We start from the raw sequence: 20026 nt of genomic DNA, 5'->3' as shown, positions 1-20026 counted from the left end.
GAGCTCTTGCATGGTTGTTGCTCGTCTCATCTCTCCGCTGCATGTGCCGCCTTTGTGTCCGCGTGCGGATTGGATGGTGGTGAAGGTGGTTTGCGTGACTGTGCTGGATTGCACCCACAGGCGGGATTCTGTGGTGATCCAGTCGGTGATGGACCGGGCGATGCAGGCGGCCTCGGAGTCGGGTAGGGGCTCTGCGTAGTGGGCGTTGAGGACGGTTCAGCGGTCTGGGGGATTGAACAAGAGGTGGATACGACCGTTGTGGGTAATGTGCTCGACGTCGACCCGGTAGATCTCGGACAGCAGATCGGGACGCAAAACCTCCTCGCAGGGGCCGGAGGCAACCAGACAACCTTTGTTGAGAAGCACCAACTGGTCTGCTACCCGGGCTGCCAGGTTGAGGTCGTGCAGCACGATGATGGTGGTTGCGTCGATCGTGTGGACGAGATTGAGCAGGTCAAATTGGTGGCCGATATCGAGATGATTGGTGGGCTCGTCGAGGAGTAAGTGGCCAGCTTGCTGGGCAATGGCGCGAGCGACAAGAACGCGTTGACGCTCGCCACCTGAGAGCTGGGTGACAAGGCGACATGCCAGCCTGGTGAGATCGGTGCGCGCTAGGGCATCCTCGACGATCTCGCGGTCAGCCGCGTCCCCATATCCCATCAGCGAGCGGTGCGGTAACCGTCCCAGACCGACGGTGTCGCGGACTGTCAGCGGCAGGGCCTGATCTGGGGTTTGCGCCACGACAGCTACCTCGCGGGCGATGTCGCGGCGACTCATCACAGCCACGTCACGCTCGCTGACCGTGACCTGTCCGGAGCAGATGGAGACGTTGCGGTACAACGCAGACAACAAGGTGGACTTGCCCGCGCCGTTTGGGCCAATAATCCCAATCGTCATACCTTGGTTCGCGGTGACATCGACCCTGTCGAGGACAATCCGCTCGCCGCGACGGACAACTACGTCAGTGGCGCAGATCATGTCAGCGTGCCTCTCCTCACCAAGACCAGTAGGAAAGGAGCGCCAAGAAGACCGGTGATGACGCCAATCGGCAGTTCTGCCGGACTGAAGACGGTACGGGAGAAGGTGTCGGCCCACACCAGGAAGATGGCGGCGGAAATGGCTGAAGACGCGACCAGCCGACGGTGCCCGTGGCCGATGAAGGATCGCATCAGGTGGGGAATGACCAGTCCGACGAATCCGATCCCACCCGAGATCGCGACAGCCATGGCCACCCCTGCCGAGACTGGGACGAGGAGGATGACTCGTATTATCGCTGGGTCGATTCCCACCGCAGTGGCGGTGGAATCGCCAGATGCCAGCGCGTCGAGCCATGGTGCGCAGGCCCACATCAGTATCGCAAGCACACCAGCGACGACGATGCTCGTCCATCCCTGCGTCCAGCTGGCGCGGGAGAGGTCGCCGAGCGTCCAGAACATGACGGCTCGGGCCGTCTCCGGGGAGTCCGAGGAGAAAATGATGAAGTTGGTGGTGGCCTGAAAAATGAACCCGACTGCCAGACCGGCGAGGATGAGTCGCAAGGTTGACGAATTCCGTCCTCCCCCCATGAACAACACGACGGCGGTGGACAGCAATGCCCCGAGGAAGGCCATTCCGGCGACGCCGACGGCTGACGAGATGCCGATGAGAATGATGGCGGCGGCGGCCCCGCACGATGCTCCAGCGCTGACACCGAGGACATATGGCTCTGCAAGCGGGTTGCGCACCACTGCTTGCAGAGCGACACCGGATATCCCGAGGATCGCCCCCACCCCAAGGCCAGTGACGATTCGGGGCATTCTGTTCTGCCACACGATGGCGTCGGTAATGGCATCCCACGTCACATGCACCGGGATGCCGCAACGGTCAGCAAGGACGCCCAAGACCTGGCCAATAGGTATGGGGGCGGCGCCAAAGGCGATGGATAGTACGGGCGTGAGGACGAGCAGGGTCGTCAACAGTGTGAAACGCGCCGGTATCCGGTGCTGGGGTCGAGCCAAGGAAGCCGTCCTCGTCAGGGCCGAGTCGCGCGGCCGTCGGGTAGATCCAGTCCGAGAGGTTTTCGGACTCGGCATCATCCGAACGGGCGCCTTCCCGGGTTACCCCAGTGGCCATGTGCCTGTTCGTCCGCCTCACCGCTGCGCGTCAGTCCTCGAGTTGCACGAGGTTCCCTACGTCGAACGATCGGTAGCCTAGCATCGCCTAACAATGGGTGCTCGGCGCCCCCTGCATGGGGTCATGGCCCTGCCTCCAGTAGCCCATGAAGGCGATGTGAGGCCCGGGTGATCAGCCGAAGCGGCCTGAGATGTAATCCTCGGTGGCTTTCTCCTTCGGGTTGGAGAAGATCTTGTCAGTGGAGCCAATCTCGACGAGGTGGCCGGGCTCTCCCTGGGCCTTGAGGTTGAAGAAAGCGGTCTGATCTGAGACACGGGCTGCCTGCTGCATATTGTGAGTCACGATCACCACGGTGAAGCGGTCCTTGAGCTCCCCGACGAGGTCCTCGATGGCGAGGGTCGAGATCGGGTCCAGAGCCGAGCACGGCTCGTCCATGAGGAGGACCTCAGGCTCGACGGCGATGGCGCGGGCGATGCACAGACGCTGCTGCTGGCCACCAGACAGGGACGCCCCAGAACGCTCCAGGCGATCCTTGACCTCGTTCCACAGGTTGGCACCGCGCAGCGACTTCTCGCAGGCTTCGTCAAGCAACGTGTTGTCGCGCACACCATTGAGCTTCAGACCAGCCACGACGTTGTCGCGAATCGACATCGCCGGGAACGGGTTGGCTCGCTGGAAGACCATGCCGACGTTGCGGCGCACGGCCACTGGGTCGACGTCCTTGCCGTAGAGGTCGACGCCGTCGAGCTCCACCTTGCCGGTGCAGTAGGCGCCGGGGATGACTTCGTGCATGCGGTTGAGGGTCCGCAGCACCGTCGACTTGCCACAGCCGGACGGGCCGATGAAGGCCGTCACGGTACGGGGTTCGACAGTCAGGTTCACCGACTCAACGGCGTGGAAGGAGCCGTAGTAGATGTTGAGGTCCTTGACCTCGATCCGCTTTGCCATGTTCAGCTCTCTTTCGTGTCACTTGCCCATGCGACGCATGTAGCGGCGGGAGATGCCACGGGCAATGAGGTTGAGTCCCATGACGAGGATTATCAGGGTGATCGCAGCGCCCCAGACGACCGGGGTGTCCACGCCGCCCTGGGTGTAGGCGTTCGTGATGACGGTCGGCAGGGTTGCGAAGTTCGGGGTCGACGGGTTGAAGGTCAATTCGGTGTTGAACTGCAGCAACACGATGAGCGGTGCTGTCTCGCCCATGACCCGGGCCAGGCCGAGCACGATGCCGGTGAGAATGCCGGTCATTGAGGTCGGCAGGACGACCTTCATGATCGTCTTCCACTTGGAGACGCCCAGGGCGAAGGAGGCCTCGCGCAACGAGTCCGGCACCAGCTTGAGCATCTCCTCGGTGGATCGCAGTACCGTCGGCACCATGAGGATCATGAGGGCCAGGGAAGATGCCCAGGCCGACTGAGTTCCACCGAGGGTGGTGACGACCACCGCGAAGATGAACAGGGCCGCGACGATCGACGGCACCCCGGTCAGGACGTCAACGGCGAAGCTGATGACCTTGGCGATCGTGGTGCCTCGTGCGTACTCCACCAGGAAGATGGCGGTCAGCAGTGCGATCGGCACGGAGATGATCGAGGTGATGAGACCGATCTCGATGGTTCCGACGATGGCGTGGATGGCACCCTGCTCAACGAGGTCCCAGGACGGGTCCATCGAGTGGGTCCACCAAGAGGCATGGACGAGGGATGCGATACCGCGTCGGACGGCAGCGAACAACAACCAGACCAGCGGGATGACCGCGAGCAGGGTGGCGACGATCATGAAGATCGAGGCGCAACCGCTCTTCGTGGTCCGCTTGCCGGACGGACGGGAGAGGTCCAGCGTCCCGACCGTGGGCATGTCCTCGGCGCGTGCGGGGATGTGATCGGGGGTGGTGGCGCTCATCGCTTGACTCCCTTCGCTGCGATCAGGCGGGCAGTTGCGTTGACCACGAAGGTGATGACGAACAGGGCCAGGGCCGACGCCACCAGGGCGCCCAGTGAGGTGGGATCGCTGATGGCCTCGGAGAAGTTACCGGCGATCTTCGAGGCGAAGGTCTCGCCGCCGACGAAGATTGACAGGTTGAGTTTCTGTTTGAGGGCCATGGGGCTGATCGTTTGCAGGATCAGGGTGACGGCCAGCGTCTCGCCGAGAGCGCGCCCCAGACCGAGCATGGCTCCCGAGATGATTCCGGAGCGGGAGTGGGGGAGTACTGCGAGCTTGATGACTTCCCAGCGGGTCGACCCCAGGGCCAGCGCAGCCTCGACCTGGTCGTGCGGGGTCTGGGCCATGACATCGCGGCTGACGGCGGTGATGATCGGCAGGATCATGATGGCCAGAACCAGGCTGGCGAGATAGACCGTGCCGGTGGCGGAGGACCAGGACGGATCGTCCGAGAAGATCGGGATCCAGCCGAGTACCGCGATGATGATGTCGCGCAGGCCAGTGACGACGCCCGACGATCCGAACACGATGCCGCCCCACAGGCCGAAGACGATCGAGGGCACAGCGGCCAGCAGGTCGACGACGAAGGCGACGGGGCTGGCGAGATTCTTGGGCGCCAGCTGGGTGATGAAGAGGGCGATACCCACTGAGAGGGGAACTGCGATGAGCAGTGCGAGCACAGACGAGATGAGCGTCGTCCACAGCAGGGCCTGAATACCGAAGGCCGGCGGATTCTGGTCGGTCGTCCAGGCGCGAGAGGTGAAGAAGTTGTCGGTGTTGGCCGACAGGGTCGGTGCCGCCGTCTTGATGAGGAAGATGAACATCAGGATGACGATGATGGCCAGCGCAATGGCTATGACCGACGAGGCACCGGCGAAAATCCTGTCCCCGACCCTGGAGACCGGTTTCATGCGAGATGCGGCTGTTGGCCTTCGCTGCGCCGTCGATGTGGTTTCAGCCATGGGCTTCCTTCGTCGCGTTCATGGTTGTTCTCGTGGGTTGGGGCGGGAGGACGTCGCGTGTCCTCCCGCCCCAGAGCACCGGGGCCAAATTACCCGGGCGAAGTTGATCAGGAGAGGGCCTGAGCGGCGGTCAGCACCTTCGAGGCAACATCGGAAGGCAGCGGAGCGTAACCGAGATCCTGGATCTTCTTCTGCTCCTGCTCGGAGGCGTAGAAGGAGAGGAAGTCCTTCAGGAGGGCAGTCTTGCCGGCATCCTGGCCCTTGGAGCACGCGATTTCGTAGGTCACCAAAACCGCGGGGTACACGCCAGCCGGGGTGTCCTTGTACTGGAGTTCGAGCTGCAGGTCGTTGCCCTGACCCACCACCTTGGCGGCCGAGACGGCCTTACCAGCGGACTCGCCGGTCAGTTTGACCGGGCCGTTGCCGTTGTCGATGGCAGCCATGTCAAGGCTGTTCTTGGTGGCGTAGGACCACTCGTCGTAGGAGATCGAGTTCTTGGTGCTCTTGACGGCCTGAGCGATGCCGGCCGACTTGTCAGCACCCTTGCCAGTGCCCTTCCACGTCTTGGAGTGCTTCTCGGTCCAGATGTCACCGGCGGCTTTGTTGAGGAACTTGGTGAAATTGTCGGTGGTGCCCGACTCGTCCTTGCGGTAGAAGACCTCGATCTGGGAGGACGGCAGCTTGGCGGAGGGATTCTCCTTCTTGATGGCCGGGTCATCCCACTTCTTGATGGCGCCGGAGAAGATTCTGGCGAGGGTCGGGGTCGAGAGGGTCAGATCCTTGACGCCGTCGACGTTGTATACCACGGCGATCGGGCCGGCAGCCATCGGGAGGTGCCACGGATCGGCATTGCAGCGCTGCTTGGTCTTGTCGGGCTCGCCCTTGTCCTTGTTGAGGACGGAGTCGGAGCCCGCCCAGTCGGTCTGTTTGCCGATGAAGGACTTCACACCAGCGCCGGAGCCGGTGGGAGAGTAGTTGATGGTGGCCGAGGAGCACGCAGCCTTGTAGTCAGAGACGACCTGGTTGATGGCGTTCAGCTGGGCCGAGGAGCCAGCACCGGAGATGTTGCCACCAGGGCAGGCCGGCTTGAACGAGGCGGCATCAGCCGAGGAGCCGCTGGACTGGGTGTCAGCGCTGGTCGCCGAGCTGGCGGCAGCCGAAGTGGCCTCGGACGACGAGGCGGAGCTGGAGCCCTTGTCGCCGTTGGCGCCACAAGCGGTGAGGGAGATGGCGCTGATAGCAGCCAGGGCAGTGATCTTGGCGAGACGATTCGTCACGGCACATCCTTTTCGAGTGATCTCCTGGAGCCGCCGTTGCGGTCCTTGGTACAGGGCTGACGCTAGGGTTTGAACATGTCGCAACAACCGCGTCAAGGTGAACCCAAGGTGAATACCGGCGACATCCTGATTGAAGAAAGTCCCTCAGGGCCCGAATGTGACCTCCTGTGTCAGTACTTTGAGCGGTACCACTCCTGGCGGATGGTGTGTCCGGCCTCGTCCAGGTGAACGATCAGGCATTCCGCGGTCGACATCGGGTGATTCGCCCCGCTGAGAGCGTCCCGCATGGTCGGCAGAACTGGCCTGTGACCGCACACCGCGATGGGATGTGAGGGGTCGGAGAGGGCGCGACCGGCAATCTTCCTCATGGCGGACACGGTCTTGGCGGGATTGGCCTCGTGAGCCTCCTCGCTCAGCGCGTCGATCGCGACGATGTCGGCCCCAATGCTCTCGGCGTACGGCTTGAGAGTTTGCATGCATCGGGTGGACGACGAGCTGGCAAGACGAGACACCCCGAACGCGCCGAGCAGGTCAATCAACGCCTTGGCCTGACGACGTCCACGCCTTTCCAGCGGACGCCTGGCGTCCTTGGCCTTCTTCTTGCGAGAGCCCCATTCCTTGCGCGAGACGGCCTTGCCATGACGTACCAGGACGACGGTCGACGTCGGCGGTAGCTCCAGGGCCTCCTCGAGGACCTGGACGTCGGTGGGATAGCTGAGTGCCTCCAGAGCCTGGTCGGTGGGCATCCACAATGCGCCGTCGATCTCTTCCGGGCTGGCCGTCGCCTCCTCGATTGATCCGCCGACAGCAACCCCGAGCCACCACGACACCACCTTCGCCCACGACTTCGGCTTGCCGCCGGCGGTGGAGGACTTGACGGTGTATTCGGTGGGTTGCAAAGGCGCCGACAACCGAATGTTGATCCCGGTTTCCTCGGCGACCTCACGGACAGCGGTGACGGGGAGATCCTCTCCCCGCTCGACCTTCCCCTTGGGCAGGGAGAGGTCGTCATAGGCGGGACGATGAACGACGAGGACCTCACGGGTGCCCTCGGTGCCGTCAATGTCGCGAAACACGACGGCACCAGCAGCCTGGACAGGGCCCTTGTGTCCTCCCATCTCGGCTCATCGCCTCCTGTCACGGGTTCGTCGAATGAGTTCTTCCTGAAGGTCGGTCAACACCTTTCCGTCGGGGCCGCGGGAGACCTCGGTCCAGGTGCGGTCGTGCAGGTGCCAGGACACCGTCCCCGCGTCGAAGGCCATCTCGAACAACTCCTCGACCTCGGCCACGTGTTGCTTGTTCGACAGCCCGACGAGGGCCTCCACACGGCGGTCGAGGTTGCGGTGCATGAGGTCGGCTGATCCAATGGCAACCATCGGACGACCACCGTTGGCGAACCAGAAGATGCGGGAGTGCTCGAGGAACCGTCCCAACACCGAGATGACGCGAATGTTCTCGCTCAAACCGGGCACCCCGGGGCGGATGGCGCAGATGCCGCGCACCCACAGGTCCACTGGCACTCCGGCGCGAGAGGCCCGGTAGAGGGCGTCAATGACGCGCTCGTCGACAATCGAGTTGACCTTGATCCTCACGCCCGCTGGCAGACCAGCCTTCTTGCTCTCGATCTCATGCTCAATGGCGTCAATGATGCCGCTTCGAATGCCCTCGGGGGCCGCCAGCAGTCGGCGGTACTGCTTCTCGGCGGTCATCCCGGACAAGTGGTTGAAGAGCCTTGCGACGTCCTCGGTGATGATCGGATTGGACGTCAGCAGGCCCAGGTCCTCGTACTGACGAGCGGTCTTGGGGTTGTAGTTGCCAGTGCCGATGTGGGCGTAACGACGCAGACCCTCACCCTCGTCACGGATGGCCAGGGCCAGCTTGCAATGGGTCTTGAGGCCGACCATGCCGTAGACGACGTGGACTCCGGCGCGTTCCAGGACCCGCGCCCAGGTGATGTTGGCCTGTTCGTCGAACCTGGCCTTGATCTCCACGACGGCCAACACCTGCTTGCCGGCCTCAGCGGCGTCAACGAGGGCATCGATGATCGGGGAGTCGCCAGAGGTGCGGTACAGGGTCTGCTTGATGGCCAACACCTGGGGATCGTGGGCGGCCTGCTCGATGAACCTCTGCACGCTGGTGGCGAAGGAGTCGTACGGATGATGCACCAGGACGTCCCGACGACGAATTGCGGCGAACATGTCTGCCGGACGAGCCGTTTCGACCTCGGCCAGGTGCGGATGGGTGATGGGCAGGAAGTTCGGGTAGGACAGGTCGTCACGGTCGACGTCAGCAAGGGAGAACAGACCGGTGAGGTCGAGCGGAGCAGGAAGTCGGAAGACCTCCTTGTCCTTGATGTCGAGCTCACGGGTGAGCAGGGCGAGCATCTCGTCGCTGATGTCGTCCTGCACCTCGAGGCGTACTGGGGGACGCCCCACCTTGCGACGCAGCAACTCCTTCTCGAGGGCGAAGAGCAGGTTCTCGGCGTCGTCCTCCTCGACCTCGAGGTCCTCATTGCGGGTGACGCGGAAGGTGGTGTGCTGCAGCACATGCATGCCGGTGAACAACTGGTCCAGGTGACGGCTGATGATCTCCTCAAGGGGAAGGAATCGTCCTTTGCCGAGGTTGACCAGACGCGGCAGCACCGACGGCACCTTGACCCGGGCGAACTGCTCGGCCCCGGTGATGGGGTTGGCCAGCATGACGGCCAGGTTGATCGACAGGCCGCGGATGTAGGGGAAGGGGTGTGAGGGATCGACGGCCAGCGGGGTGAGGATCGGGAAGATCCGCTCCGAGAAGAGGGTACGCATCCGGCCCTTCTCGTCGTCGGTCAGCTCCGACCAGCGCAGAATCTCGATGCCCTCGGCGGCCAGGCCGGGACGGACCTCCTCGGCGAAGACGCGGGACTGCTCAGCGACAAGCTCGCGGGTCCGAGCGAGGATCGCGTCATGGACCTCGCGGGGCAGTAGACCGGCAACCGACGGGACGGCGACCCCGGCGTCGATACGACGTTTGAGTCCGGCGACGCGCACCATGAAGAATTCGTCAAGATTGGATGAGAAAATGGCCAGGAACTTCGCCCGTTCCAACAGTGGAATGCGCTCGGCATCTCGGGCAAGATCCAGCACCCGCTCGTTGAAGGCGAGCCATGACAGTTCGCGATCGCTGTAGCGATCCTCTGGCAGCTCGTCGGAAGGAGTTGGGGAAACTCCGGGGTTGGACTTCTTGGCCATGGACACACTCCTTGGAGATCTGTCCGCCCGCGACGTGGTGGGCGTAGCAGGACACAATCTATCTGACGGTAGCTGTTCACAACGGGTGCAACCCGACGTCCGCTCGGAGAATTGTGTGAACGAACTCAGCGTTCAGCCTGGAATCGGTACCCCACAGATCGCACCGTCTGGATGTGCCCCTCGTACTCGGGGCCAACCTTGGCTCGCAGACGACGGATGTGTACGTCAACGGTTCGGGTGCCGCCGTAGTAGTCGTATCCCCACACGTCCGACAGCAAGATGTCGCGAGTGAGCACTCTCCCGGGGTGGCTGACGAGGTATTTCAAGAGCTCGAACTCGGTATAGGTGAGGTCAAGGTCCTTGCCACCGACGGTCGCGGTGTAACCGTCCTCGTCAACGGTGAACGGTCCTACGACAAGCAGGTTGGTCACCTGGACGGTGAACAGGCAGCGCAGTCGGGTCTCCACCTCGAGTGGGGTGGCCGAGTCACATAGGAAATCGTCCATCCCCCAGTCGGGACTGATGACTGACAGGGTGTCCGGGCTGGTCAGCAACAGGATAGGAACTCGTCTCTCATGAGATGACAGCCGAAGGCACGCCTCCCGGGCCTCGGCAGGTTCGTCATGGCAGTCGACCAGGACGATGTCGACTCCCTCGAGGTGGGACAGGCATTCCTGTAGGTCGTCGTAGCGGGTGATGCTGTGTGGAAGGAGTTCCAGGGCCTGGGGAAGAGGAGCGTCCAGGGGGCCCAGCAGGGACAGTCGTGCCATCTGGATGCCCTCCATGTCGTCTAAATGCCAGAGCCGTGATGGCCCCATCATCCCACGACCATCTGGGCCTTCTCATGATGTCAGCACTACCATGGCTGGAGTGACGAGGATGCCTGACGAGTGGTTCCGTCCGGACGAGGAGGATTCCGGGCCGGATGAGCCTCGTCGTGCGGACGAGTCCGAACCGTCGTCCGAGTCGTCCGATTCAGCCCCCCGGCACTCTGACACAGGGGACAGTTCTGTCAGCACGACGACAAATGGGTCGATCCGTGTCGTCAGCGACGACACCGGACCAAGCGTCGTCATCGGTCACCCCCACGTCACCGGGGCGACCGCAGCTGTCCGGCGACATCGATTCCCCGTCTGGACACTGATGGTCGCGGCAGCCCTCGTCGTCGGTTTGGTACTGGGCACCTTCATCACCCAGTCCCGCGACGATACTGACGCGGTCAAGACGGCGCCGATCCCGGTCTCGCCTGCGTCGACGGTCTCGGAAGCGATGCCTTACCAGGGCGCGGGCAAGCCCATTCGTGGTCTCAAGGCGACGGCCTCGTGTGTGTCCGATCCGGCCGTCGACTCCGAGCATCACCTGGTGAGGTACGACTCCGAGTTCTTGGTTGACGACGAACCGCAGACGGCCTGGCGATGCAACGGATCCGGCGAAGGTCAACAGATCACCCTGACCATGCCGCGGCGTTCCCGGATCGTCGGGGTCGGATTGATCAATGGCTATGCCAAGGTCTACGGCGACGTCCACCTGTATCCGCAGTATCGACGGGTGCGGACGATGCGCTGGACGTTGCCGGACGGCACGTGGTTCAACCAGGACTTCACCGATGACGACGAGTCGATCCAAAAGGTCATGATCTCCCCACACACCGTCAAGGGGGACATCACATTGACCATCATTGCCACAACCGAGCCGGGGCTGCTCGGAGAGCCAACGCGCGACTCCGTCCTCATATCCTCGATTCAGATTTATGGGGAGGACTGACGGGCGGGCCCAGCGACACTCATCAGCGCCAGTCGTCGGTGTCGATGAGGATCGTCATCGGGCCGTCGTTGACCAGGCTGACCTTCATGTCAGTGCCGAAGACACCGGTCTCGACATGCGCTCCCAACCCACGCAGGTGGGAAACGAAGTGGTCGACAAGAGGCTTCGAGACGGGTCCGGGCGCGGCGTCGCTCCACGACGGTCGGCGGCCCTTTCGTGTGCGTGCGTAAAGGGTGAACTGGCTGACGACAAGGACCGGGGCGTCGATGTCGCTGGCTGACCTCTCGTCGTCAAGGATGCGCAGGCCCCAGATCTTCTCAGCGAGTTTCTCGGCGTCGGCAGCGGTGTCGTTACCGGTCGCTCCCACCAGCACGACGAGTCCGGGACTCGCCAGGGTACCGACCGTGTGACCTTCGACGAGAACCTCCGCACTGCTTGCTCTCTGGATGACGACTCGCACGGAAATCGAGTCTACGCAGCAAACCTCGTAGAATCAGGGTGTGGCTGTGGCTGATCTCGTGGTTCTGGTGACCGTCGCTGTGATAGGCGCTGTGGTGCCGCTCGTTGCTGTGACGCGAGTTCTTATGGCAGCCTGGCGCGGTTGAATCCGCCACTCCCAGTACCTGACGAAACTGCTACCCGACACGAGGACCCATGCCCTTCCAGATTCCTGACGACCTGAATCGTGATCTCATGCCCTTGGCCTGGATGATTGGCCATTGGGAAGGTGAAGGACACGGCAACACCCCCGAGGACGGTGAGTTCAGCTTCGGGTGCCAGGTCGACTTCACGGAGAACGGTGGGGATTACCTGCACTACATCTGCCAGACCTTCACCACGAACCCCGACGGCACCCCGGCTGCTCCGCTGCGTATGGAGACCGGTTTCTGGCGTCCCAATGTCGACACGCGCAAGATCGACGTCCTGATGGCTGCCCCGGAGGGCTGGGTCGAGGTCTGGACAGGAAACATCGATGGAGCCAAGATCGAGCTCGTCACCGATGCCGTCGCCCGCACAGAGGACGCCCTGGTGCCCTATACCGGTGGTCAGCGTCTCTACGGCCAGGTCGAGGGAGACCTGCTGTGGACCTTCGATCGTGCGACCACGGAAGCCCCGCTGCAGCCCTACATGTGGGCTCGCCTCAAGAGGGCCTGACATGGCTGGTCCCGTGTTGCTGACCGACGGCCCCGACGTTGGTCTGGTCTCGCACGTCGCCAATCCGGTCGCTGAGCAGCGTCTGATGAGCGACGGCGGCGGATGGTTGGCACTGTCCAACCGCGAGGTCTTCACGGTCACCGGTGCTGACCGACTGGGATGGTTGCACTCCTTGACCTCTCAACACCTCGACGGCCTGGCGCCAGGTCGCACGACGACGAGTCTGGTGCTCTCCCCGAACGGCCACGTCGAGCACGTCATACACGGTGTCGACGACGGCGAGACCTTCTGGGGCTGGACCGAACCGGGACGGGGAGCCGACCTCGTCGCCTGGCTGGACTCGATGCGTTTCATGATGCGCGTCGAGGTGGCGCTGCGACCGGACATGACCGTTCGCTGGCTCGGGGCGAGGGTTGCGACGCCGACGGATGCCGTCATCCTCGATTCCGAGGTGGCCAAGGGACACGAGGCCATCGCCCTGGTCGGTCGTCCCGTCCCTGATGCCGTCGACCAGGTCGGGGTGCAGGCATGGGAGGCGCTGCGCATCGCCGCCGGGATTCCCCGCATTGGCATCGACACGGACGAACGCACCATCCCCAACGAGATCGGCCTGTACGGCACCCACCTCGACAAGGGGTGCTACCGCGGTCAGGAGACCGTCGCCCGGGTGCACAACCTGGGACGTCCGCCGCGTCGGCTGACCTTGCTGCAGCTCGACGGGTCCGGCGCTGAGCTGCCGACCGTCAGTTCTGAGGTCCACGCAGGTGGGCGTCGTGTCGGCGTCATGGGATCGTCTGCGACTCACCATGTCGACGGCCCCATCGGCCTTGCCCTGGTGCGTCGCGGGGTCGACGTGAACCTGGATTTGGAGATTGACGGGATCGCTGCTGCTCAGGAACCGCTGGTCGACCCGGAGGTCGGCTTGCATGTTCGCCCGATAGTGTGAGCCTGTGCCCCTGTGATCAGCAGGGCCGAGGAGGAAATACGTGAAAAAGGATTATTTCAACCGCACCCAGAAATTTGTGACGGTCCTTGTCGATGTCATCGTCTTTGTGGCTGGAATATTCCTGTCGTTCTGGATGCGTTTCGGAATGGTCATTCCGCAGAGAAATCTGGACGACGGAAAAGCCGCGTTGATGGCGTCGGTCATCGCGTTCCTCATTATCAACGTTCTGTCAGGCGTTTATGTCTTGTACAACAAGACGCTCCTTGACATCGGGATCATCACCGTCGTGGACCAGGTCATGGTGACGATCGTCATCATGGCGCTGACATTTTTCGGACGCTGGTTTGCCTTCCCGCGCTCGGTCCTCCTCATCAACCTGCTGGTCGGGATAATTCTGCTGCTCATCTGGCGCAGTATCGAGTTCGTTGCCTATCGTCGCCTGCGAGGGGCCAAACGAGTGATGCTGCTCGGTCCTCCGGCAATGCTCAATCGGGCCGTCATGAACTACATGGCCAACAAGGCCACCCGCCATCGCCTCACCCATGTGGTGCGTGGTCACTACCTGGAGCAGATTCGGGCTCACATTGATGAATTCGACACCGCCCATGTCTCCGATGACATTCCTGCGTCCGAGCGAGTCGCTATTTATGACTTATTGCTGAGTGAGGACAAAGAAATCTTCATGTCGACCTCGTTTGAGCATATGGTGCTCATTAATCCGACAATCATGTCGATTGAGGATGAGACGATCATTGCTGCCAGTCCTTTCAAGATTCCAGCAGAAATGGATATCGTCAAGAGGGTTTCCGACATTGTGCTGTCGTTGATTGCCCTGGTGATCCTCTCGCCCATCATGCTCATCACTGCGATCCTGGTGAAGGCCAGCTCTCCCGGCCCGGTGTTCTACCGTCAGACCCGTATCACCAAGGACGGCAAGGAATTCAAGATCCTCAAGTTCCGCTCCATGGGAGTGACGGCTGAGAAGGAATCCGGCCCGATGCTGGCCACCTCCAATGACCCGCGCGTCACCCCGGTCGGCAGGTACCTGCGCAGCCTGCGTATCGACGAGATCCCGCAGCTCATCAACGTGCTCATCGGCGACATGTCGATTGTGGGGCCGCGCCCGGAGCGTCCCTTCTTCGTTGATCAGTTCCAGGAACAGAACGCCCACTACAAGCTGCGCCACAACGTGCGTGCCGGCATCACGGGTTACGCGCAGGTCTACGGCAAGTACGCCTCGGACTTCGCAGCCAAGCTCAACTTCGACCTCATCTACATCAAGCAGTACTCGCTCGTCCTTGACATCAAGATCATGATCCAGACGATCAAGATCCTCTTCGACAAGGTGTCCTCGCGAGGCGTTGACGAGACGGCCGAGCCCGACGAGAGCATTCATCTACCCGCCCAGGTCCAGCAGCTGGACTGATCCCTGCAGCTGGAGTAGCGGGTCCCTCGGATCACGACTCGCGGGCCACCTTGTACTGGGCAGCCTGAGCGCGGGGCCGGACAATCATGCGGTCGATGTTGACGTGGCCGGGGAGTCCGGAAATCCATCGCACACACTCGGCAATGTCCTCGGCTGCCAGGGGAGAGTCAACTCCCTGGTAGACGTTGTCTGCCTTGGCCTGGTCGCCGTGGAAACGGACGAGGGAGAACTCCTCGGTGTGCACCATGCCGGGGCTCACCTCGCAGACCCGTACCGGATGGCCACACAGCTCCAGGCGCAGTGCCTCGACGACGGCACGCTCGCCGGACTTCGCGGCGCAGTATCCGGCACCACCCTCGTAGCCCCACTCGGCAGCGGTGGACGTAATCGTGACGATGGTTCCCTCGGCGACCTCAAGAGCTGGCAGAAGGGCTTTGGTGACCCGTCCCATGCCCAGCACATTGGTGTGGTACATCGTCGTCCAGGCGTCGAGGTCGGCCTCGGTGACCGGCTCCTGTCCGACGGCGCCTCCGGCATTGTTGACGAGAAGGTCAAGCTTGCCGCCAATGGTCTCGACGAGATGGGCGACCGACTCGTCGCTGGTGACATCGCAGACCACGGCCTGCCCGTCGATCTCAGAGGCAAGGGCCTCGATGCGTTCGACGCGGCGAGCCGCACAGATGACATGCCAGCCATCCTTGGCCAAGGCGCGTGCCGTGGCCGCGCCGATTCCCGAACTTGCTCCTGTGACCACTGCAGTCTTTGTCATGGCCCCATTGTCCTGCAGGTCAAGGGCATGTGAAAGCCCCTGCCCGACGAGACAGGGGCTTTCACAAGGATGACGGTGACGTCAGCTGACGAGAACCTCGACACTTGTGTCCGCCAACGCCAGAGCGGCCTCGCGGGCCTCCTCGGGGCTGGAGGCAGCCAGCGCGGCCTCGGCGATCTGGTGGCACTGATCCAGGTTGTGGCGCGACAAGGTGGCCTTGACGGCAGTGATCTTGCCGGCAGCCATTGACAGCGAACGTACGCCGACGCCGACGAGAACCAGGGCCAGCAGTGGATCACCGGCAGCCTCACCACATACTCCGATGAGACGCCCGTCCGCTCCATCACAGGTGGCCTTGACCAATTGGATGACGGCAGGCTGCCACGGCGTCAGGAGCTCGGCCAGCTCGCCCTGCAGACGGTCGGCGGCCATGGCGTACTGGGTGAGGTCGTTGGTGCCGATGGACGCGAAGTCCACCGACTCCAGTACCTGGGCCGAACGCAGGGCCGTCGAGGGCACCTCGACCATGATGCCGACCGTCTTGATCCCAGCGGCGCGGGCACGCGAGGAGAACCACTCGGCCTCAGCCTTGGTGGCGACCATCGGAGCCATGACGTAGGGATCACGACCGGTCTGCTCAGCAGCCTTGGCCAGAGCCTCGAGCTGTGCGTCGATGAGGTCTGTGCGCACCTGGGACAGACGCAGTCCTCGGCGCCCCAGGGCCGGGTTCTCCTCCGGGCCGAGGTCGGCAAAGGCCAGCGGCTTGTCGGCACCAGCGTCGAGGGTGCGGAAGACGACCTTGGCTCCCTCTACAAAGGTGTTGAGCACGGTGGCGTAGGCCTCCGTCTGCTCGTCGATGGTCGGGGCGTCCTGGCGATCCAGGAAGAGGAACTCGGTGCGGAACAGGCCGACTCCTTCGGCGCCCTTCTTCTTTGCCGTGGGGGCATCGGACGGGTTGCCGATGTTGGCCAGGACCAGGACGCGCTCACCGTCGGATAGCGTGGCGTCGCCCTCAGGAGCGGATGCAAGTATCTCAGCGCGACGATTCGCCCGTGAGGTCAGCTCGGCGACGGCGGTTTCATCGGGCTCGACAAGGACGGTTCCGGTGACTCCGTCGAGGGCCAGCGGGGTGCCGTCCTCGATCTCGCGAGCATCGCTGCAGCGGACGACGGCTGGGATGCCGATCTGGGAGGCCAGGATCGCGGTGTGGCTCGTCGGCCCGCCAGCGGCAGTGATGAGACCGCGGACTAACTCAGGATTGAGGGTCGCGGTGTCAGCCGGGGCGAGGTCCTCGGCGACGAGGATCACGGGTGAGTCAAAGGACGGAACGCCGGGCTCAGGCAAACCTTGCATGACCGCGACGGCGCGGTCTCGGACGTTGCGCAGGTCGGTGACGCGCTCGGCGAGGTAGCCGCCGGCAGCACTCAGCTGGGCACAGAAGTCATCGAAGGCTGCCCACAGAGCATGGGCCGGGCCATGGCCATCGGCCAAGTGGGACCTGATGCCGGTGAGCAGTCCCGGATCACGGGCCATCATCGCGGTGGCCTGCAACACGGCCAGAGCCGACGGATCGGCGTGCAGGGAGCGTTCGTCGAGCCGATCGGCGACCTTGTTCAGCGCCGATTCGATTCGGGCCATGTCGGCCTCGGCGCCCTGGCTGGGATCAGAAGCGGGCAGTCCGGGGGCGGGGGAGACGAGAAGGGCATGTGCCTGTCCGACTCCGGCCGAGACCCCGAGCCCCAAGAGGGTCCGCATGGGTATCAGGCCTCCGGGTCGGTCTGCAGGTTGGCGACGAGGGCGTCGAGCACCTCATCGGCGTTGTCTCCCTCAGCGGTGAGCTCGACGGTCTCGCCGTGCTTGGCGCCAAGACCCATCACGGACAGGATCGAGCGAGCATCCACTGGTTCTTCGCCAGGACGGCCGATCTTGACGGCCAGGCCAGACTTCGAGGCGGCCTGAACGAACATGGCGGCGGGACGGGCATGCAGGCCACTCGCGGCTGCAATGGTGGTGGTGCGACTCGGCATGGTGTGCCTCCTTGGTGGGGTGAAACGTCAGGGTCGACGATAGCCGACGACAGGAACGCATTTTAAGCCGCCCTCGGCGCGTGTGTGCGGGAGTTGTGACGAGATGGCTGACGCCGTGATCGGCGAACCTGCATCTCGCCCGGGTAAAATTGCGCAATTTATCTCGAAAGGTATTGCTCGAGCTTGTGCGCTGTGGCACGATGGCAGTAATGCAAAACGAACCGGTAGAACTGCAAATTATTGCAGTTCCTTGAGACGAAGGAGTCTCCAGATGGTAACGACGGCAGGGGCTGGTGCACTCGCGCACGGTGCCCTGTTGGTGCCATTAGATGCTGGATCCAATCCGGTAATGAAGGGCATCACTTGGGCTGCCACTCACTTCATAGGTCTGTTCAACGCGTCGGCAAAGAGCTTCGTGGACATGGCCACGGGGATCATTCCGTTGCTCCTTGTCCTGCTCACGTTCATGTATGCGGTGACAACGTGGATTGGTGAGGAGAGAGTCACCCATGCGGTCCAGTGGGCCGACAAACATGCCGTGACGCGGTACACGATCATTCCCCTGATCGCGACGATCATGCTGACCAATCCAATGTGTTACACGTTTGGGCGCTTTCTTCCAGAGCGGTACAAGCCTGCGTACTACGACGCCACCGTGTCATTCGTGCATCCAGTAACAGCATTCTTCCCGCATGCAAACGGCGGAGAACTCTTTGTCTGGACAGGAGTTGCCGCTGGAGTCATGAAGGTGGACAACGGCGCCTACGCGCGCCTGGCAGCCCTTTACTTCCTCGTTGGTCTTGTGGTCATCTGCATCCGCGGAATGGTTACCCAATGGATCACCAACATTCTCATCAAGAGAGGTGGTCACACCGAGACGTTCAAGCGATATGACGTCGAATACGCAGCTGGCCACGTCCAGGGCCCTGAGGGGAGCCCGGCATGAGTACCGAACGGGCTGTCCGTGTCAACAAGGGACCGGGAGGTTGGGGTCCCGGACTGACACTCCAGGTCAACGGTGAGCGCAGTGTCGTGCTGTCCGTGACCGGTGGTGAGATCCACCCGGTGGCCCGCAAGATCGCTGAACTCACCGGCGCGGAGGCCATCAACGGCTTCAACACGTCGGTGCCAGAGGATCGCATCATGTGCGCCGTCATCAACTGTGGTGGCACCGCAAGGTCGGGGATATACCCCAAGAAGCGGATCCCGACCGTCAATGTCTTTGCCGGGTCCCCAGGTGGGCCACTGGCCACGTTCATGACCGAGGACATCTTCGTGTCGGCAGTCGGGCTCAACCAGGTTCAGCCCATCGATCCGACGTCCGTTGTCAACAGTCACGAGGAGTCGACCGAGAAGGGAGCCACGGCAGCGGCCTCCACCGCTGTCGCCGCGGACACCACGACGCGGACGAGTGGAGGGCCCAGCGCCGAGGCGACGCCCAAGAAAAAGGGGTTCTCTGCGTGGGTGGTTCGCTTTGGCACCGCCATCGGAAGCATCATCACGACCCTCCTCAACTCCGGTCGCGAGTCCATCAAACTGTGCCTCAACACAGTGTTGCCCTTCATCTGTTACGTGGCGCTCCTCATCGGGTTCGTCAACTACACCGGGCTGGCGAACTGGATTGCCCGGGGCGTCTCACCGCTCGCGGCGAATCCTTTGGGCCTGATCCTCCTGGGACTCATCACGGCCCTGCCGTTCCTGTCACCATTCCTTGGGCCGGGAGCAGCCATCGCCCAGATCATCGGCGTCCTCATGGGGACGCAGATCGCGCAAGGAGCCCTGCCAGTTCAGTATGCGCTGCCGACGCTCTTCGCGATCGACGGCCAGGTCGGATGCGACTTCGTCCCGGTCGGTCTGGGACTGGGAGAGGCGCAGACGGAAACCGTCGACGTCGGTGTCCCGGCGGTCCTGTTCTCCCGGCTCATCACTTCACCCGTGGCGGTCGCCCTGGCATATGTCGTCAGCTTCCTCATCTGAGGCGGCCAGAACGACCAACGCCAATCCTGACAACACCAACGATGACAAGGAGGTCAATCATGTCGACAACGCTGTGGAACTCGACCGTCGACAGTATCGGCGCTGATGCGGCCGAGATGCTGGAAGCAGGAGTCGTCATCCTGTTCGGATCGCCGGTCCCTGATGAGCTCGCAGAGGTGAGCCTGGTGCATGGCCTGGGGGGTGACCGGGCGGTGCCACCATCGGAGGATGTGGTCCCCGGTGACCGGGTCAGGCTCGGGGCCGCCGAGTACGTGATCGACGAGGTCGGGTCGGAGGCCAATCCGAACTTGGCGAGCTTGGGACACGTCGTCGTCTACGTCAACAGTCCGGATCAGCCCCTGTTGCCTGGAGCCGTCAAGGCCTCGGGCCCGGAGCTGCCCACGATGTCTGTGGGCAACCCGATCGCTTTCGTGCGTGGGTGA

At 62.9% G+C, this 20026-nt stretch carries 20 protein-coding genes and 1 riboswitch; of the genes, 7 read left to right on the top strand and 13 right to left on the bottom strand.

The features are described 5' to 3' along the window. Positions 1–216: 216 nt before the first annotated feature. The 9 genes from ACSJJT_RS04865 to ACSJJT_RS04825 all read right to left on the bottom strand — a co-directional run bounded on the left by ACSJJT_RS04865 (position 217) and on the right by ACSJJT_RS04825 (position 10340). Entirely contained in the window at positions 217–978 is a 762-nt protein-coding gene (locus tag ACSJJT_RS04865) for an ABC transporter ATP-binding protein (RefSeq protein WP_435917233.1), read from the bottom strand. Then, complete coding sequence (locus ACSJJT_RS04860) at positions 975–1997, bottom strand: FecCD family ABC transporter permease (RefSeq protein WP_435917232.1); 1023 nt, start codon at positions 1995–1997, stop codon at positions 975–977. The genes ACSJJT_RS04865 and ACSJJT_RS04860 overlap by 4 nt, the downstream gene beginning before the upstream one ends. Before the next feature lie 56 nt (positions 1998–2053). After that, positions 2054–2170: riboswitch (cobalamin riboswitch) on the bottom strand. A 113-nt stretch (positions 2171–2283) separates the two neighbouring features. Then, positions 2284–3060 carry a phosphate ABC transporter ATP-binding protein PstB gene (gene pstB, locus ACSJJT_RS04855; RefSeq protein WP_435917231.1) on the bottom strand — a complete coding sequence of 259 codons (777 nt, stop codon included), beginning with the start codon at positions 3058–3060 and terminating at the stop codon, positions 2284–2286. Between the two features lie 18 nt (positions 3061–3078). Next, a complete protein-coding gene (gene pstA / locus ACSJJT_RS04850) occupies positions 3079–4011 on the bottom strand; it encodes a phosphate ABC transporter permease PstA (protein WP_435917230.1) in 933 nt (310 codons plus the stop codon). Then, positions 4008–5012 carry a phosphate ABC transporter permease subunit PstC gene (pstC, locus tag ACSJJT_RS04845; protein WP_435917229.1) on the bottom strand — a complete coding sequence of 335 codons (1005 nt, stop codon included), beginning with the start codon at positions 5010–5012 and terminating at the stop codon, positions 4008–4010. Before pstC ends, pstA begins: the two co-directional genes overlap by 4 nt. Positions 5013–5119: 107 nt before the next feature. Next, positions 5120–6289, bottom strand: a complete 1170-nt coding sequence (pstS, locus tag ACSJJT_RS04840; RefSeq protein ID WP_435917228.1) for a phosphate ABC transporter substrate-binding protein PstS — start codon at positions 6287–6289, stop codon at positions 5120–5122. Between the two features lie 170 nt (positions 6290–6459). Next, complete coding sequence (locus tag ACSJJT_RS04835) at positions 6460–7407, bottom strand: NUDIX hydrolase (protein ID WP_435917227.1); 948 nt, start codon at positions 7405–7407, stop codon at positions 6460–6462. 6 nt (positions 7408–7413) lie between these two features. Continuing rightward, positions 7414–9519 (bottom strand): RNA degradosome polyphosphate kinase, encoded by a 2106-nt coding sequence (locus ACSJJT_RS04830; protein WP_435917226.1) that lies wholly within the window; start codon positions 9517–9519, stop codon positions 7414–7416. Between the two features lie 125 nt (positions 9520–9644). Then, positions 9645–10340, bottom strand: coding sequence for a winged helix-turn-helix transcriptional regulator (locus ACSJJT_RS04825; protein ID WP_435917225.1), 696 nt, complete (start codon positions 10338–10340; stop codon positions 9645–9647). Between the two features lie 49 nt (positions 10341–10389). On the opposite strand from ACSJJT_RS04825, the gene ACSJJT_RS04820 reads away from it, so the two are divergent. Beyond that, entirely contained in the window at positions 10390–11283 is an 894-nt protein-coding gene (locus ACSJJT_RS04820) for an NADase-type glycan-binding domain-containing protein (RefSeq protein WP_435917224.1), read from the top strand. Positions 11284–11305: 22 nt separating this feature from the next. On the opposite strand, the gene dtd is transcribed toward ACSJJT_RS04820, so the two are convergent. Continuing rightward, on the bottom strand, positions 11306–11743 hold the full coding sequence (dtd, locus tag ACSJJT_RS04815; RefSeq protein ID WP_435917223.1) for a D-aminoacyl-tRNA deacylase: 438 nt from the start codon (positions 11741–11743) through the stop codon (positions 11306–11308). Between the two features lie 194 nt (positions 11744–11937). Between dtd and ACSJJT_RS04810 the strand changes: the two genes are divergently transcribed. Genes ACSJJT_RS04810 through ACSJJT_RS04800 form a run of 3 tightly spaced genes read left to right on the top strand, consistent with a single transcriptional unit; the run spans position 11938 to position 14810 of the window. After that, on the top strand, positions 11938–12438 hold the full coding sequence (locus ACSJJT_RS04810) for a nitrobindin family protein (protein WP_435917222.1): 501 nt from the start codon (positions 11938–11940) through the stop codon (positions 12436–12438). A 1-nt stretch (position 12439) separates the two neighbouring features. Next, the gene (ygfZ, locus tag ACSJJT_RS04805) at positions 12440–13384 is read left to right on the top strand and encodes a CAF17-like 4Fe-4S cluster assembly/insertion protein YgfZ (protein ID WP_435917221.1); all 945 of its coding nucleotides are present in this window, start codon (positions 12440–12442) and stop codon (positions 13382–13384) included. Positions 13385–13424: 40 nt separating this feature from the next. Beyond that, positions 13425–14810, top strand: a complete 1386-nt coding sequence (locus ACSJJT_RS04800) for a sugar transferase (protein ID WP_435917220.1) — start codon at positions 13425–13427, stop codon at positions 14808–14810. A gap of 31 nt (positions 14811–14841) precedes the next feature. On the opposite strand, the gene ACSJJT_RS04795 is transcribed toward ACSJJT_RS04800, so the two are convergent. From ACSJJT_RS04795 to ACSJJT_RS04785, 3 genes are all read right to left on the bottom strand, one after another. Beyond that, entirely contained in the window at positions 14842–15579 is a 738-nt protein-coding gene (locus ACSJJT_RS04795; protein WP_435917219.1) for an SDR family NAD(P)-dependent oxidoreductase, read from the bottom strand. A gap of 81 nt (positions 15580–15660) precedes the next feature. Continuing rightward, a complete protein-coding gene (gene ptsP, locus ACSJJT_RS04790) occupies positions 15661–17334 on the bottom strand; it encodes a phosphoenolpyruvate--protein phosphotransferase (protein WP_435917218.1) in 1674 nt (557 codons plus the stop codon). A 5-nt stretch (positions 17335–17339) separates the two neighbouring features. After that, positions 17340–17606 (bottom strand): HPr family phosphocarrier protein, encoded by a 267-nt coding sequence (locus ACSJJT_RS04785; protein WP_435917217.1) that lies wholly within the window; start codon positions 17604–17606, stop codon positions 17340–17342. Positions 17607–17709: 103 nt separating this feature from the next. Between ACSJJT_RS04785 and srlA the strand changes: the two genes are divergently transcribed. Genes srlA through ACSJJT_RS04770 form a run of 3 tightly spaced genes read left to right on the top strand, consistent with a single transcriptional unit; the run spans position 17710 to position 20026 of the window. Then, positions 17710–18552 carry a PTS glucitol/sorbitol transporter subunit IIC gene (srlA, locus tag ACSJJT_RS04780; protein WP_435917216.1) on the top strand — a complete coding sequence of 281 codons (843 nt, stop codon included), beginning with the start codon at positions 17710–17712 and terminating at the stop codon, positions 18550–18552. Further along, the gene (gene srlE, locus ACSJJT_RS04775; protein ID WP_435917215.1) at positions 18549–19583 is read left to right on the top strand and encodes a PTS glucitol/sorbitol transporter subunit IIB; all 1035 of its coding nucleotides are present in this window, start codon (positions 18549–18551) and stop codon (positions 19581–19583) included. The genes srlA and srlE overlap by 4 nt, the downstream gene beginning before the upstream one ends. A gap of 59 nt (positions 19584–19642) precedes the next feature. After that, the gene (locus tag ACSJJT_RS04770; protein WP_016666971.1) at positions 19643–20026 is read left to right on the top strand and encodes a PTS glucitol/sorbitol transporter subunit IIA; all 384 of its coding nucleotides are present in this window, start codon (positions 19643–19645) and stop codon (positions 20024–20026) included.

The sequence above is a fragment of the Cutibacterium nasicola genome, assembly GCF_051303185.1.
GTDB lineage: Bacteria > Actinomycetota > Actinomycetes > Propionibacteriales > Propionibacteriaceae > Cutibacterium.
The sequence above is the reverse complement of the archived record's forward strand: the minus strand, read 5'-3'. Positions and strand labels throughout refer to the sequence as shown.

Bases quoted from the DNA above. Each gene is read 5' to 3' on its own strand.
- ACSJJT_RS04865 (WP_435917233.1), bottom strand. From the start codon at position 978: ATGATCTGCGCCACTGACGTAGTTGTCCGTCGCGGCGAGCGGATTGTC.
- ACSJJT_RS04830 (WP_435917226.1), bottom strand. From the start codon at position 9,519: ATGGCCAAGAAGTCCAACCCCGGAGTTTCCCCAACTCCTTCCGACGAG.
- ACSJJT_RS04785 (WP_435917217.1), bottom strand. From the start codon at position 17,606: ATGCCGAGTCGCACCACCACCATTGCAGCCGCGAGTGGCCTGCATGCC.
- ptsP (WP_435917218.1), bottom strand. From the start codon at position 17,334: ATGCGGACCCTCTTGGGGCTCGGGGTCTCGGCCGGAGTCGGACAGGCA.
- pstB (WP_435917231.1), bottom strand. From the start codon at position 3,060: ATGGCAAAGCGGATCGAGGTCAAGGACCTCAACATCTACTACGGCTCC.
- pstC (WP_435917229.1), bottom strand. From the start codon at position 5,012: ATGGCTGAAACCACATCGACGGCGCAGCGAAGGCCAACAGCCGCATCT.
- ACSJJT_RS04825 (WP_435917225.1), bottom strand. From the start codon at position 10,340: ATGATGGGGCCATCACGGCTCTGGCATTTAGACGACATGGAGGGCATC.
- ACSJJT_RS04835 (WP_435917227.1), bottom strand. From the start codon at position 7,407: ATGGGAGGACACAAGGGCCCTGTCCAGGCTGCTGGTGCCGTCGTGTTT.
- ACSJJT_RS04810 (WP_435917222.1), top strand. From the start codon at position 11,938: ATGCCCTTCCAGATTCCTGACGACCTGAATCGTGATCTCATGCCCTTG.
- ygfZ (WP_435917221.1), top strand. From the start codon at position 12,440: ATGGCTGGTCCCGTGTTGCTGACCGACGGCCCCGACGTTGGTCTGGTC.
- ACSJJT_RS04795 (WP_435917219.1), bottom strand. From the start codon at position 15,579: ATGACAAAGACTGCAGTGGTCACAGGAGCAAGTTCGGGAATCGGCGCG.
- srlE (WP_435917215.1), top strand. From the start codon at position 18,549: ATGAGTACCGAACGGGCTGTCCGTGTCAACAAGGGACCGGGAGGTTGG.
- pstA (WP_435917230.1), bottom strand. From the start codon at position 4,011: ATGAGCGCCACCACCCCCGATCACATCCCCGCACGCGCCGAGGACATG.
- srlA (WP_435917216.1), top strand. From the start codon at position 17,710: ATGGCTGACGCCGTGATCGGCGAACCTGCATCTCGCCCGGGTAAAATT.
- ACSJJT_RS04770 (WP_016666971.1), top strand. From the start codon at position 19,643: ATGTCGACAACGCTGTGGAACTCGACCGTCGACAGTATCGGCGCTGAT.